14 protein-coding genes are annotated in these 13,026 nt (G+C 61.2%); 8 read left to right on the top strand and 6 right to left on the bottom strand.

The features are described 5' to 3' along the window. Positions 1-697: 697 nt before the first annotated feature. The gene (locus M2394_RS30350) at positions 698-1,924 is read right to left on the bottom strand and encodes an MFS transporter (RefSeq protein ID WP_178925949.1); all 1,227 of its coding nucleotides are present in this window, start codon (positions 1,922-1,924) and stop codon (positions 698-700) included. Between the two features lie 267 nt (positions 1,925-2,191). Between M2394_RS30350 and M2394_RS30345 the strand changes: the two genes are divergently transcribed. The 5 genes from M2394_RS30345 to M2394_RS30325 all read left to right on the top strand — a co-directional run bounded on the left by M2394_RS30345 (position 2,192) and on the right by M2394_RS30325 (position 5,068). Beyond that, positions 2,192-2,440: a hypothetical protein gene (locus tag M2394_RS30345; RefSeq protein ID WP_259175837.1), complete on the top strand. Its 249-nt coding sequence runs from the start codon at positions 2,192-2,194 to the stop codon at positions 2,438-2,440. A gap of 154 nt (positions 2,441-2,594) precedes the next feature. Beyond that, positions 2,595-3,152 carry a cytochrome b gene (locus M2394_RS30340; protein ID WP_259175836.1) on the top strand — a complete coding sequence of 186 codons (558 nt, stop codon included), beginning with the start codon at positions 2,595-2,597 and terminating at the stop codon, positions 3,150-3,152. 43 nt (positions 3,153-3,195) lie between these two features. Continuing rightward, on the top strand, positions 3,196-3,747 hold the full coding sequence (locus M2394_RS30335; protein WP_259175835.1) for a tetratricopeptide repeat protein: 552 nt from the start codon (positions 3,196-3,198) through the stop codon (positions 3,745-3,747). Positions 3,748-3,806: 59 nt separating this feature from the next. Then, positions 3,807-4,304 carry an RNA polymerase sigma factor gene (locus M2394_RS30330; protein WP_218647230.1) on the top strand — a complete coding sequence of 166 codons (498 nt, stop codon included), beginning with the start codon at positions 3,807-3,809 and terminating at the stop codon, positions 4,302-4,304. Continuing rightward, on the top strand, positions 4,301-5,068 hold the full coding sequence (locus M2394_RS30325) for an anti-sigma factor (protein WP_259175834.1): 768 nt from the start codon (positions 4,301-4,303) through the stop codon (positions 5,066-5,068). Before M2394_RS30330 ends, M2394_RS30325 begins: the two co-directional genes overlap by 4 nt. Positions 5,069-5,070: 2 nt before the next feature. Here the strand turns inward: M2394_RS30325 and M2394_RS30320 are convergent, their stop codons facing one another. The 3 genes from M2394_RS30320 to M2394_RS30310 form a co-directional block, all read right to left on the bottom strand. Further along, positions 5,071-6,093: an AraC family transcriptional regulator gene (locus tag M2394_RS30320; RefSeq protein ID WP_259175833.1), complete on the bottom strand. Its 1,023-nt coding sequence runs from the start codon at positions 6,091-6,093 to the stop codon at positions 5,071-5,073. A 24-nt stretch (positions 6,094-6,117) separates the two neighbouring features. Next, positions 6,118-6,939: an SDR family NAD(P)-dependent oxidoreductase gene (locus tag M2394_RS30315; RefSeq protein ID WP_259175832.1), complete on the bottom strand. Its 822-nt coding sequence runs from the start codon at positions 6,937-6,939 to the stop codon at positions 6,118-6,120. 235 nt (positions 6,940-7,174) lie between these two features. After that, complete coding sequence (locus M2394_RS30310; protein WP_259175831.1) at positions 7,175-8,113, bottom strand: LysR family transcriptional regulator; 939 nt, start codon at positions 8,111-8,113, stop codon at positions 7,175-7,177. Between the two features lie 157 nt (positions 8,114-8,270). Between M2394_RS30310 and M2394_RS30305 the strand changes: the two genes are divergently transcribed. The 3 genes from M2394_RS30305 (at position 8,271) to M2394_RS30295 (ending at position 12,026) form a co-directional block, all read left to right on the top strand. Beyond that, positions 8,271-9,590, top strand: a complete 1,320-nt coding sequence (locus M2394_RS30305) for an MFS transporter (protein ID WP_259175830.1) — start codon at positions 8,271-8,273, stop codon at positions 9,588-9,590. Between the two features lie 13 nt (positions 9,591-9,603). After that, entirely contained in the window at positions 9,604-10,833 is a 1,230-nt protein-coding gene (locus M2394_RS30300; protein WP_178925939.1) for a Zn-dependent hydrolase, read from the top strand. A gap of 167 nt (positions 10,834-11,000) precedes the next feature. Beyond that, entirely contained in the window at positions 11,001-12,026 is a 1,026-nt protein-coding gene (locus M2394_RS30295; RefSeq protein WP_178925938.1) for a histone deacetylase family protein, read from the top strand. Positions 12,027-12,137: 111 nt separating this feature from the next. On the opposite strand, the gene M2394_RS30290 is transcribed toward M2394_RS30295, so the two are convergent. Then, positions 12,138-12,509: a type II toxin-antitoxin system HigA family antitoxin gene (locus M2394_RS30290; protein ID WP_178925937.1), complete on the bottom strand. Its 372-nt coding sequence runs from the start codon at positions 12,507-12,509 to the stop codon at positions 12,138-12,140. 3 nt (positions 12,510-12,512) lie between these two features. Then, complete coding sequence (locus tag M2394_RS30285) at positions 12,513-12,815, bottom strand: type II toxin-antitoxin system HigB family toxin (protein WP_178925936.1); 303 nt, start codon at positions 12,813-12,815, stop codon at positions 12,513-12,515. Positions 12,816-13,026: the final 211 nt, after the last annotated feature.

Raw genomic sequence — 13,026 nt, 5'->3', positions numbered from 1 at the left:
TCCCCATGTGAGAGTAGGTCATCGTCAAGATTAAATTCCGAAACCCCATTTGCGAAAGCAGATGGGGTTTTGTTTTGGGCGGTCGAAAACCGGATTACCCCACATCCCCCGACAACGCTGACGGTGATGGGGGTGACACAAATCTTGCTCAGTCATAGAGCGCCGACTTGGCGCTTTAGCGACATAGAGCGATTCCACCTCTGGCTAATCAGCGTATTTTCCAGGGCACTATCGATATCCCGTCTGAGAGCGCAGCCCAGCAAAGGACTGCCTTCCTCACCATCATCCAGGCATGAGTTCTTGATCGACCCAACAATTGCGGATCGCCTTTAGCGCACGTATGTATCGGCTCAGCTGGCCAAGCCTGATAACCATTGGGAGGGACGTTCAGCGCCAGGCGAAGACGTGCACGGAATAGTTAGCCGCTTGATAGACACATACTTCAGCCACAGGCTTCGGCAAACTGCGCGTCAGATTTTCCTATCTGTTCCTTTCCTCAATAACCTGCTTGACCTCTGCTCGCAGATGACTCCGTTCAGCGGGCTGCCGCCAGCCTGTAGCCCGAATGCAAAGCTGCCACATCAACCACACGCAGCTTCCTTTCAGCCGCCTAGTCACGAATGATGGCTTTCGCCGCCCACAAAAAAGCCCCTGTCACCGAGACGTGACAGGGGCTTTTTTCGTTTCAATCACGCGGTCAAGCGGGTTGCGCCGCCAAGCTATTGCTCACCTTACGCCCCAGCACCAACACCGTGACAAACCCACAGCCCACCAGCGCCGTGGCCAAGCTCAACAGCACTGAGCTGCCCATCTGGTCAACGATCCGCCCGCCGAAGAACGAGCCCAAGGCAATGATCACCTGGAACAGGGCGACAAACAGCGGCATGCCGCGTTCGACGTCCTTAGGCGCCACGACAAACATCCAGATGCTGGCACAGGCCGGGAAGGCGCCGAAGGCGAAGCCCCAGAGTGCGATCAGCATCGTCGCGCCCGTCAGGCCGGTGGCGAAGTAGGGGAACAGCGCAGTGCTGGTGCCGATCATCAGCGCAACCAGCAACAGGGTGTAGCGCACGCTGCGATTGGCGGCAAAGCCGGCGAAAACGTTACCCGCCACGCCTGCCACACCAAACATCAACAACAGCGAGCCAATGGTCGGGCCATCAAAGCCGGAGCTGTTTTTAAAGAACGGTGCCACATAGGTGTACGCAGCAAAGTGCGCCAGGCCAATCATCAAGACCGCGATCAAACCCACACGAGCCCGTGGATTGATGAACAAGGCAGGCAGGTCACTGACAAGAATGGCCTTCTCCGGCTTGAGCTGAGGCAGCAGGAACACCTGCGCCAGCACCACCGGTACACCCAGCAATGCGGTGACCAGGAACGTCATGCGCCAGCCCATCAAGCCGCTGAGCCAGGTACCAACGGGCACACCCAGAACAGTGGCGAGTGTCACGCCCATCATGATGATCGACGTGGCCTTCGCTACACCCACGCCCTTGGGAGCCAAACGGCCACTTAGCGCAATGGCGGTGGCCCAGAACCCACCGATACTGATGCCCAGCAATACGCGGCCGAATAGCAACAGGCTGAAATCGCTGGCAAAGGCCACGACGGTGTTGGCGATGATCATGATCAGCGTCAGGCTGATCAGCAGGTAGCGGCGGTCCATGGCGCCAATGATGACCGACAGCAACGGCGCTGCGAGCGCGGCCATGATGCCGGGCAGGGTGACCATCAGACCGGCATGCCCGGCACTGATGCCCAGGTCCGCGGCCACGTCGTTGAGCACGCCCACCGGCAGGAACTCGCTGGTCACCAGGGCAAAGGCGCCCACGGCCACGGAGAGAATCGCCAGCCACTGCTGTTTGACGCTTTGTTGATTATGTTCGGGACGGCCGCGTGGGGCCTGTGTCGCGCTTGGCATGGTGTTGGGTTCCAAGATGAATGTCGCCTGAAGCCAGGCGGGGGAAGGGAGTCAGGGGGCGATTATATAAACCGGTCTTGATGATTGAGCAGGCGACCCGTTCGATAGTAATCATCAGTGCAATCGATGAGTCCCACGCCACAGATGTCACTTTCGCGCCATTTTAAAAACCTTGCCTACAGGAGGCGGATTGCGATAACGACGGCAACTTATTACGTTGTGCTAGCGCGCCAGATCGGGCGCATCCCACTGCAAAGGAATTGCATCATGAGCAAGAACACCAAGAAAACCTCCGACAAAGTCGCGACGTTGGCCGCACAAACGCTTAACAACCCAGGCGCTACGGCCACTGCCAAAAGCCTTGCCGCGTCAGCGCTGGCCCAGAAGAACACCGGCAAGCAGACCGGTGCAGAGCTGGAGGAAACAGCCGCAAAAGTGTTGGGCAGCGATGACTACAGCGAAGACACCAAAACCCTTGCAGCCTCGGTGCTCTCCCAAGCCAATAAGGAACGTTAACAAAACGCAAAAGCCCCGTAGCTGAGCCGGCTGCGGGGCTTTTGCGTTTCCGAGTGCCCAACTCACACCGAATCAACAGCATAAAAAATCACAGCCTCACCGAATAACCTTCCTCACTGCGGTGTTCACCCCACAGACCACCCAGGAAACGCCCATGAGCCTCCATGTCGACCGCTACGACCGCCTCACCCGCACCTTCCATTGGCTCACCGCCGCCGTGGTGATCTTCATGTTTGCCAGCGCACATATCTGGGAAAACCTGGAGAAGGGCACACCACTGCGCAAAGGCCTGCAGTCGGTGCACATCTCCTTGGGGATCGCCATGGCGGTGTTGATCGCTGCGCGGATTGTCTGGCGCCTGTCCGGCGGCAGTCGCCCAAAGGCCGACAGTCACCCCGCCCTTAACGTGCTGGCGAAAATGGCGCATGGTTGCCTGTACCTGTTGCTGCTGGCACAGATCGGTTTGGGTTTTATGTTCCGTTGGGCCCAGGGGGAACCGTTCACCTTTTTCGGCACGTTTTCCATCCCGGCGCCTTTTGTGGTCGATCATGCCTGGCGCGGGACGCTGGGCGGCCTGCACGACACGGTAGCCTGGGCGATCATCCTGTTGGCGGGTGTGCATGCCGTGGCTGCCCTCTGGCACCACTATGTGATGGGCGACAACACGTTGCGTCGCATGCTGCCCGGTTCACGCAATGCGTTTGAAAAGTGATGTTGGCCGCTGTACCTCCCCATCGTTACGGAGCATGAAAACCATGAAAAACCGCCACGAACACGCCGTTGGCTACCGTACCGCACTGTTCTTCGGTGCTTGCCTGACTGCCGCCTTGCTCGCAGGCCAGGCCCGTGCATCGGGTGACGAATCCGCGCCGCCCAAGCCCAATTGCCCCAAAGGCCAGGTCTGGGACACCAAGACCGGCAAGTGCGTGCTGCAAACCAGCAAGGCCACGTCGGACGCCGACCGCACTGATTACGCCTACCGCCTGGCCAAGGATGGGCGTTACGACGAAGCCCTGGCACTGCTCGATACCCTGCAAGACCCGAACACCGCCAAGGCCCTCAACTATCGCGGCTACGCCACCCGCAAGCTGGGGCGCACCGACGAAGGCATCGGCTATTACCTGAAGTCCGTGGAACTCGACCCCAACTATGCCCAAGTCCGCGAGTACCTGGGTGAGGCCTACGTGATCAAGGGCCGCATCGACCTGGCGCAGGAGCAGTTGGTGAAGATCAAAGCCTTGTGCAGCACCACCTGCGAAGAATATGAAGACCTGGCTGACGCGATCGCCCATGCGCCCGAGGCATAAAACCGTGAATGAACACACAGGGGGCTGCCATCACCCCAGAGGCTGAGTTTCGTCGCGAGCTGGGCCAGTTATTGCCGCGTTTATGGCGATACGGGCTGGTGTTGTCGCGGCAAAAGCACCTGGCCGAAGACTTGGTGCAGGCCACCTGTGTGCGGGCGTTGGAACGTGCCGGGCAGTTTGCCGCCGGCACGCGACTGGATCGCTGGCTGCTGGCGATCATGCATTCGATCTGGCTCAACGAAGTGCGCGCGCAGCGGGTGCGCCAGGGGCAGGGCTTCGTGGATGCGGAGCAGGAATTGTCCTTCGACGGCGAAAGCCTGGCCCAGGAACAGGTACTCGCCGCCCAAGTCATCAAGCGTGTGAACGGGCTGCCCGAAGCCCAGCGCGAAACGGTTTTTCTGGCGTATGTGGAAGGGCTTTCATACAAGGAGATTGCCGAGGTGCTGCATATCCCGGTGGGAACCGTCATGAGCCGATTGGCGGCCGCACGGGCGAAGCTGGCTGAAACCGCCCCTTCACAAGCCCAACCGGACAAGACCCGTGGAGAACGGCGATGACCCTGACTGACGCACCTTCCGACGAACTGTTGGTGGCTTACCTGGATGGCGAACTGGATGCCCGGCAGCACCAGCTCATCACCGATCGGCTCAGCGTTGATCCCGCCCTGGCTACGCGCCTGGAGGCATTGCAGGTGGCTGATCTACCCTTCAAGGCTGCCTTCGACTCACTGCTCGACCAGGCACCCACCGAGCGTTTGCAGGCGATGCTCAAATCGCAACCCTCGGCGCAAGCCCCCGCCTTGAGCCGGCGCCGCTTCCTGGCCATGGCCGCCGGTTTTGCCGTGGCCGGGGTGATTACCGACCGCCTGTTCATGCGTTGGCCTCGCCCGGAACCCGGCCAGGGCTGGCGGGCGTCGGTCGCCGAATACATGGCCTTGTACACCCCCCAGACCCTGGAGAACCTCAGCGCCGACCCCGCCTCCCACGTGGCGCAACTGAGTTCGGTCGGCGCGCAATTGGGCCTGCCGTTGTCGCCTGAGGCCGTGAACCTGCCCGGCGCCGAATTCCGGCGTGCGCAAATCCTCGACTATGACGGCGCATTGATCGGCCAGCTGACCTACCTGGACCCACTTCACGGCCCACTGGCGCTGTGCATCACCGCTGTCCGCAAGGGCGCGCAACCCATCGCTACCGAGCAGCGGCGGGGGATGAACGTGGTGTATTGGGCCAGTGCTACCCACGGCTTCATGCTGATCGGGCGCAACCCGTTCGAAGCGCTGCAGCGCATGGCTCGCAGTGTCGAGAACACATTGCCCGCGTGAACTCAGTGGGTGGTGCCCTGCGAGGCGCGCCAGCGCGCGGGTGTCGTGCCTTCCCAGGTACGAAAGGCGCGATAAAACGAATTGGTGTCTTCGTAACCGAGCAAGCCGGCGATTTCCTCTATCTCGATCGTCGGTTCTGCCAACAGATGGCGCACTATCTCCTGGCGGGTTTCCAGCATCAATTGGCGAAAGCTGGTGCCTTCCTCGGTGATACGCCGCTGCAACGTGCGCTCGCTCATGCCCATGTCCCGCGCCACCTCGACCATCTCCGGGCGACCGCTGGCGAGAATGCGCTTGAGCGCGCCCTTGACCTGATGGCTGATCGTGGGCAATGCCGTCGCTTCGGCCAATGCGGCGGTCAGGACCGGGTTGAGTATGTCGAGCAGTTCCGGGTTGTGCCCGGGGAAGGGCCGGTTCAAGTCAGCAGCGTCAAACACCAAGGCATTACGCTCGGCGCCGAAACGCACCGGGCAACCAAAAAAATCGGCCAGGACGGTGTTGCCACATTCCGGTCGGGCCAATTCAACATGATGCGGGATGATGTGCACCCTGGAACCGCGCCGGCCCAGTTCGACGAACGTGGCAAAGGCGGCATCGATAAACAACGTCGGCGGGTGCGCCTGAGTGCGCAACCAGTCGAGGGTGACGGCGCAGGTGCTGCCTTCTTCGGTCACGTGCACCCGTTCGGGGGTGCACAGTTGCTTGAAGCGGGCGAGGCGGTGCAGGCCATCCCGAAAGTCGCGGGCAATGAAGGCGGCAAAACTCGCAGGGGGCAATGTTGCACTGTCCAGCTGGGTGACCAGCAAGATGCCGGCCGCCGGGTCCGGATTGAGCGTGCCGATGGCCTCCCACAAACGGAAAAACTCGGGCGTCGTTACCTGACGACGGTCGCGCCGCTCGTGAAGGTTGAGCGTCACCGGCAGCCGTGCCTGACGCAACACCGCCGAAGGCTCCAGCCCGATGGTTTTCAGGGCTTGCCAGAAAACATCCGGGATGTTGAAACGGGATTGGCGTGCATCAGGCATGGGCCACCTTTTCAGTCGAGCAAATCAATCAGAGGCCGACACACTGAGGTCATGCCATTTCTTGTCGGAAGCCGCCAGCTCTTCCGCTGCCCGCGCTGCGTATTGCACCGCGTCACTGCCAATCAACAGGCGCAGCGGCGCCTCTTTGTTCAGGGCCAACTCCAGTACGATCTCGGCAACCCGAGCCGGGCCGGTCGGCAAGATACCAGGGGAATTCAGCAACTCGACCAGCACGCCGACGCTTTGCTGATAGGGCGCGCTGATCGGGGGGATGGTCATGGACGAGCCCGACCAGTCGGTGCGCATGCCACCCGGTTCCAGCACCGTCACTTGCACCCCGAGCGGGGTCACCTCTTGCGCCAACACCGTCGAGAACCCGCCCACGGCCCATTTTGCACTCTGGTAAGCCGCCAAACCGGCCATGCCGATACGCCCGCCGAGGGACGATACCTGGAAGATATGCCCGCTGCCCTGGGCTCGCAGCACCGGAACCACGGCCTTGCTCACGTGCACCACACCGTAGAAGTTAGTGTTGATCTGCGCCGTGAAGTCTTCCAGCGTCACATCCTCAACCGACGCCAAGTCCCCGTAACCCGCGTTGTTGACCACCACATCCAGCCGGCCAAAATGCGCCACCGCAGCCGCGACGACTTTCACCACCTGCGTGTTGTCCGTCACATCCAGCTGCAGGGGCAAAACCGCATCGCCGTATTCAGCGACCAGGTCATCCAATTGACGGGGATTGCGCGCCGTCGCCACCACACGGTTGCCGGCGCGCAGGGCCGCTTCGGTAATAGCGCGGCCAAGGCCACGGGAACTGCCAGTGATAAACCAGAACTTGGACATGGAACACCTCTTCATAGGAAATAACCAGTGAACGAAGGATGTTCGATAGACGCGCTTTCCACACTAGCAGCAGGCCGCCACCCGACTTGCAAACCCCGCCAATTATGGGGCATGTCGCGTATTTGTAGTGAGCGGGCTCGCCCCGCGCCGCGGTACATCAGGCAAAAACAATACGCCTGACACGCCGCTGCGGTGTATCAGCTCAGCAGGATGTCGCCGCGCGGGGCAAGTCCGCTCACGACGCCAATCGAGCCGTGAGACGCTCGATAAATACGCCTTCGGCCCGACTCATCTTCTGCTCCCGGTTCCACAGCAGATGAATATCCACATCCGCGATCCCCTCATCCGGCGGTAGCCGCCACAGCAACCCGTTCTTCTCATCCTCGGCCACCACATGGATCGGCAGGCAACCCAGGCCGAACCCGGCGATCACCAACCGGCGCACCTCTTCAAGGCTGGACGACGACGCCACGATCCGCCCGCTGAAGCCCTGCTGGTCGCGGAAGATCGTCAAGGGCGACAACATCCCGCCAATCTGGTCGCTGGTAAAACTCACGAAGTTCTCCGACTGCAAATCCCCCTCCGCCAGGCCGCTGCGCCCAAACAACGGATGGTGTCGTCCGCAGAAAAACGCATAGCGCTGACGCAAGAACAGGTGCTGTTCCAGGCGCGGCTGTGGCCGGCGATTAAGGCTCAGGCCCAGGGTCGCGGTTTTTTCGAGGAGGGCGGCGACGATGTCCGAGCTGCGCATCACCTCCACTTCCAGGTCGACCCGGGGATGCTCGCGGTGAAAGTCGGCAAGGAAGTCGTCGAAGGTGTCCGACTCGATGCGGCTGATCATCAGCAAGCGCACTTTGCCGAGTACCTCATCGCCGGGTTTTTGCAGGGCGTTGCTCATCTGCGACACCTGGCCGTACATCTCGCCGGCAATGACAAAGATCTGTTCACCGGCGTCGGTCAGCACAAAGCGCGGGCCACGGCGGGCGATGAGCTCGCAGTCGAGTTGTTCTTCCAGGCGCTTGAGGGCCTGGCTGATGGCCGGTTGCGTCAAGTGCAGGCGGGCGGCGGCGCGGCTGATGCTCAGTTCCTGGCCGATCACGCGGAAGGTGCGCAGCAGGTTCCAGTCCAGGCGGTCGTTGAGCAGCGGGTGAATATCGCGGCGAGGTTCGGGCATGGCGCGGCTCGATAATAAGCAGGATTTATAATTTGAATAATAAATAGAAAATTGACTAATCATAGCCCGGCGACGATAAATCACCCTCAACAAGCGCCATCAGAGCGCGCCCGTTTGACTTTCTCCTGCCAAAAAAATAACCAAAGGAGCCCGCCCCATGAAGCCTTCCGCTTCGCCACAGCCCCGCCGTGCTGCGGCCGCCGCTTTTATCGGCACCATGATCGAGTGGTACGACTTTTACATCTACGCCACTGCCGCCGCGCTGGTGTTCGGCCAACTGTTTTTCCCCTCCGACGACAAGCTGTTCAGCACCATGGCCGCCTTCGGTACCTTCGCCGTGGGCTTCTTTGCACGGCCCTTGGGCGGCATTGTGTTCGGCCACATCGGCGACCGTATCGGGCGCAAGAAATCCCTGGTGATCACCCTGGTGATGATGGGCGTGGTCACCGTGTGTATCGGCCTGCTGCCGACCTACGCGCAAATCGGCGTTGCGGCGCCGGTGATGCTGATTCTGCTGCGCGTGGTGCAAGGGATTGCCGTGGGCGGAGAGTGGGGCGGTGCAGTGCTGATGGCCGGTGAGCACGCGCCGAAAGGCCGTCGAAACTTCTTTGCCTCCTTCGCCCAATTGGGTAGCCCGGCCGGTTTGATCCTGTCGTTGCTGGCGTTCAGTGCGGTCACCCGTTTGCCGGAAGAAGACCTGCTGAGTTGGGGCTGGCGTGTGCCGTTCCTGGCCAGCGCCCTGTTGCTGATTGTAGGCCTGGCGATTCGCCTGGGGGTGAACGAATCCCCCGAGTTTCTCGAAGACAAAGCCCAGGCTGAAAAAGCGCGGGCGATCAAGAAAGACCAGGCCCCCGTCATTGAAGTGCTGCGCACCGCTTGGCGCCCGCTGTTGCTGTGCATTGGCGCCAACACCCTGGGCATCGCCGGCGTGTATTTCACCAACACCTTCATGATTGCCTACAGCACTCAGCAACTGGGCCTACCGCGCTCGCTGATTCTGGAGTGCTTGTTCTTCGTCGCGATCATCCAGTTCTGCATCCAGCCCCTGGCCGCCTGGGTGGCCGAAAAGGTCGGCGCCACGCGCTTCCTCTGCGCCATGACCGTGCTGGCAATGGCTTCGCCTTACCCGATGTTCGTGCTGGTCAGCAGCGGGCAGGCCCCGTTGATCATCCTCGGCATCGCCCTGGCGGTGGTGTGCATGGCCTCGTTTTATGCCGTGATTGCCGGTTTTGTCAGCGGCCTGTTCGAAACTCGCGTGCGCTACACCGCGATCTCCCTGGCCTATCAGGTGTGCGGTGCGCTGGCGGGTGGCTTGACGCCGTTGATCGGCACCTGGCTGGCCCACGAGTACCAGGGCCAATGGTGGCCGATGGCAGTGTTCTACAGCGTGATCGCGGCGGTTTCGCTGGTGTGCGTACTGGCGTTGTCGCGCCGTCACGCCACCGCTCACCGTCATGAAATGGCACACAGTGTTTGAGGGAGATTTGCGAATGTTGAAGATTAATGGCGAGCGCCTGTGGGCCAGCCTGATGGCCATGGCCGAGATCGGCGCCACCGCCCGTGGTGGCAGTTGCCGCCTGGCCCTGAGTGCCGAAGACCAGGCCGGCCGTGAGCTGTTCAGCCACTGGTGTAAAGCCGCAGGGCTGACGTTGAGCGTGGATGCCATCGGCAACCTGTTCGCCCGGCGTGCCGGCACCGACAAGGACGCCGCGCCGGTCATGATGGGCAGCCACCTCGACACGCAACCGGAAGGCGGGCGCTTCGACGGCGTCTACGGTGTGCTGGCCGGCCTGGAAGTGATCCGCAGCCTCGACGACCACGGCATCCAGACCCGCAAGCCGCTGGAAATCGCGGTGTGGACCAACGAAGAGGGCGCGCGCTTTACCCCGGCCATGCTCGGCTCGGCGGTGTTCACTGGCACCTTGGCACTGGACAAGGCCCTGGCCACGGCGGATGTCGACGGCATCAGCGTGGCAGAGGCATTGCGCAGTACCGGCTACAACGGTGAGCGCCCGTTGGGTGGCGCGGTGGACGCGTATTTCGAAGCCCATATTGAGCAAGGCCCGATCCTGGAAGACAACGCCAAGAGCATCGGCGTGGTCACCGGCGGCCAGGCGATTCGCTGGCTCGACGTGCGGGTCGAAGGCATGGCGGCCCATGCCGGCACCACCCCGATGCCACTGCGCAAGGACGCGCTGTACGGCGCCGCGAAAATGATCCAGGCCCTGGAAAACCTGGCGGCGGATTTTGCCCCCGAAGGCCTGACCACCGTGGGCGAGCTGAGCATTGCCAAGTCATCGCGTAACACGATTCCCGGGTTGCTGAATTTCACCGTCGACCTGCGTCATCACCGTGACGCCGAAATCGATGCCATGGAACAGCAAGTGCGTGCGCGCCTGCAGGCCATCGCTGAAAAACGTGGCCTGAGCGTCACCATCAGTCCCCACTGGATCAGTCCGGCCACGCCGTTCGACGCGGACTGCGTAGCCTGTGTGCAGTCCTCGGTAGATGCCTTGGGCTACAGCCAGCAGCGCATTGTCAGTGGTGCCGGCCACGATGCCATTCACCTGGCCCGGTACTGCCCGACCGCGATGGTCTTCATCCCATGTGTCGGCGGCCTGAGCCACAACGAGGCCGAAGACGTACTGCCCGAAGACGTGCGCCAGGGCACCGATGTGCTGCTCAATGCCGTGCTCAAACGAGCGGTTCCAGCTAATTAACGACACATTTGTGCAAGGCTGAAGACGATCTAAATGTGGGAGCTGGCTTGCCTGCGATGGCGTTCTGTCAGGCAATGATTTATCGCCTGATTCACCGCTATCGCAGGCAAGCCAGCTCCCACAGGTCCGGTGTTCACCCGCACAAATGTGTTCATCAGGAGAATCCCATGCGTACCTTTTTCCACCCCGAACAACTCCTGCACCACCCGCGCAGCTACTACTCCCGTGGCCAGATGCGCACGCCCCAGGAAGTCCCCGAGCGCGCACGCAACCTGCTGCTGGCTGCACAGACCCTGGGGTTCGACATCCAGCAACCCCAGGACCATGGCCTTGACCCACTGCTCGCCGTGCACGGCGCGCCGTACCTGGCCTTCCTGCAAGAAGCCCATCAACGCTGGAAGGAAATCCCCGAGGACTGGGGCGATGAAGTCATGTCCAACATCTTTGTACGCGAGCCCAACGCCCTGCGCGGCATCCTCGCCCAGGCGGCGCGTTACCTGGCGGATGGCAGTTGCCCGATTGGCGAACTCACCTGGCGCTCGGCCTATTGGTCGGCCCAGAGCGCCGTCGCAGCAGCCAAGGCCATCCTCGATGGCGCGCCGGCTGCTTACGCCCTGTGCCGGCCTCCGGGCCACCACGCACGGTTCGATGCGGCGGGTGGTTTCTGCTATCTCAACAACGCGGCCGTCGCCGCCCAGGTCTTGCGTGGAGGGTTCCAACGCGTCGCCGTGCTCGACACCGACATGCACCACGGCCAGGGCATCCAGGAAATCTTCTACGAGCGCGATGACGTGCTGTACGTCTCGATCCACGGTGACCCCACCAACTTCTACCCCGGCGTCGCCGGCTTCGCCGAAGAACGCGGAAACGCAGCGGGCGAGGGCTTCAACCTCAACCTGCCCATGCCCCACGGCGCCAGTGAGGCGCTGTTCTTCGAAAAACTCGAACAGGCCCTGGCGGCGGTCAAAGACTTTTCGGCGGACGTGCTGGTGTTGTCCCTGGGCTTCGACATCTACGAGCTGGACCCGCAAAGCAAAGTCGCGGTCACGCGCGAAGGGTTTGCGCGGCTGGGGGCGTGCATCCGTGGCCTGGGATTGCCCTGTGTGATCGTGCAGGAAGGCGGGTATCACCTGGAGACGCTCGACAGTAACGCCCAGGCGTTCTTTGGTGATCGTCACGCTTGGACTCAGTAGCCCGACCGCATTTCAGCTGTCAGTGACGCAACCCCAAAAAACAAAGCCTGCCGAGCGTGAAACTGGGCAGGCTTTTTCGTGTCTGGACGGGTGATCAACCCGCCCCTGTGTTCAAGCCTGTTTCATCGGTTTGATCAGACTTTCTGCCGGAATACCGAACATGGCGTGCAGCTTCCAGATCATCGGCAAGGTCAGTGCTCGTTTCCCGTTCAGCACTTCATACACTCGATTCTGACGGCCTATGGCAGGCACTAGGTCGGCGGCCGAGAGCCCGGATTGTTCCATCCTGAAGCGAATGGCATCTACCGGGTTGGGCAGGTCTACGGGAAAGTGCTTGGCTTCATAGGCCTCGATCAAGGTGATCATTACGTCGAAATAATCACCCTCCGGCGTGCCGGGCTCCGGTTCATTGTCGAACAGGGGGGAAACAGACTTCAGTGCGTCCCTGTAGTCCTGTTCAGTGTGGATAGGTCGGATATTCATGGGTTACTCCGTTTCAACGGTATCTGCGTCAATCTTGTCGTACTGCTGATGCGTACCGACGAACTTGATATAGAGCGCACCGTAGCGGTATGCCACGGCAACCACGAGCCGGTAATCGTTGCCTTTGATGTTGAAGACGACCCGTCGGCTCTTGAGAATGCTGGCGTTACGAAATTGTTCCTTGATGTCTGCGGGCGTTGCCCAGTGGGCATTTTTGGCTTCGTCCAGCCAGGCCAGCAGCGATTGTTCCGAATCCGGGTGCTTCTGCCAGAAGGTTTTGAGCTGGCTGATCGCGATAATTCTCATAGGCAGATCCTAGTCCCGTAGTGGGACTCTTGCAAGCGAGGAGGCATTTAGAAGATCTGAGTATTGCTGCAGGGAGGGTATTTGCACGCGAGAAGAGAGGATAAGTCGTTGATATTTATGACGTGTTGTTTCTTGCGTCGACGACGCGGCTGAAGCCCTATCCGTACGTTTGATAGGGCCGCCGCGCTTAATACCGCCTGAGGGCGCAACT

The sequence above is a fragment of the Pseudomonas sp. BIGb0164 genome (assembly GCF_024810135.1).
GTDB lineage: Bacteria > Pseudomonadota > Gammaproteobacteria > Pseudomonadales > Pseudomonadaceae > Aquipseudomonas.
The sequence above is the reverse complement of the archived record's forward strand: the minus strand, read 5'-3'. Positions and strand labels throughout refer to the sequence as shown.

What these genes read in the sequence shown, in the direction of transcription:
- M2394_RS30350 (WP_178925949.1), bottom strand. Translation starts at nt 1,924, where the DNA reads ATGCCAAGCGCGACACAGGCCCCACGCGGCCGTCCCGAACATAATCAA.
- M2394_RS30345 (WP_259175837.1), top strand. Translation starts at nt 2,192, where the DNA reads ATGAGCAAGAACACCAAGAAAACCTCCGACAAAGTCGCGACGTTGGCC.
- M2394_RS30340 (WP_259175836.1), top strand. Translation starts at nt 2,595, where the DNA reads ATGAGCCTCCATGTCGACCGCTACGACCGCCTCACCCGCACCTTCCAT.
- M2394_RS30335 (WP_259175835.1), top strand. Translation starts at nt 3,196, where the DNA reads ATGAAAAACCGCCACGAACACGCCGTTGGCTACCGTACCGCACTGTTC.
- M2394_RS30325 (WP_259175834.1), top strand. Translation starts at nt 4,301, where the DNA reads ATGACCCTGACTGACGCACCTTCCGACGAACTGTTGGTGGCTTACCTG.
- M2394_RS30320 (WP_259175833.1), bottom strand. Translation starts at nt 6,093, where the DNA reads ATGCCTGATGCACGCCAATCCCGTTTCAACATCCCGGATGTTTTCTGG.
- M2394_RS30315 (WP_259175832.1), bottom strand. Translation starts at nt 6,939, where the DNA reads ATGTCCAAGTTCTGGTTTATCACTGGCAGTTCCCGTGGCCTTGGCCGC.
- M2394_RS30310 (WP_259175831.1), bottom strand. Translation starts at nt 8,113, where the DNA reads ATGCCCGAACCTCGCCGCGATATTCACCCGCTGCTCAACGACCGCCTG.
- M2394_RS30305 (WP_259175830.1), top strand. Translation starts at nt 8,271, where the DNA reads ATGAAGCCTTCCGCTTCGCCACAGCCCCGCCGTGCTGCGGCCGCCGCT.
- M2394_RS30300 (WP_178925939.1), top strand. Translation starts at nt 9,604, where the DNA reads ATGTTGAAGATTAATGGCGAGCGCCTGTGGGCCAGCCTGATGGCCATG.
- M2394_RS30295 (WP_178925938.1), top strand. Translation starts at nt 11,001, where the DNA reads ATGCGTACCTTTTTCCACCCCGAACAACTCCTGCACCACCCGCGCAGC.
- M2394_RS30290 (WP_178925937.1), bottom strand. Translation starts at nt 12,509, where the DNA reads ATGAATATCCGACCTATCCACACTGAACAGGACTACAGGGACGCACTG.
- M2394_RS30285 (WP_178925936.1), bottom strand. Translation starts at nt 12,815, where the DNA reads ATGAGAATTATCGCGATCAGCCAGCTCAAAACCTTCTGGCAGAAGCAC.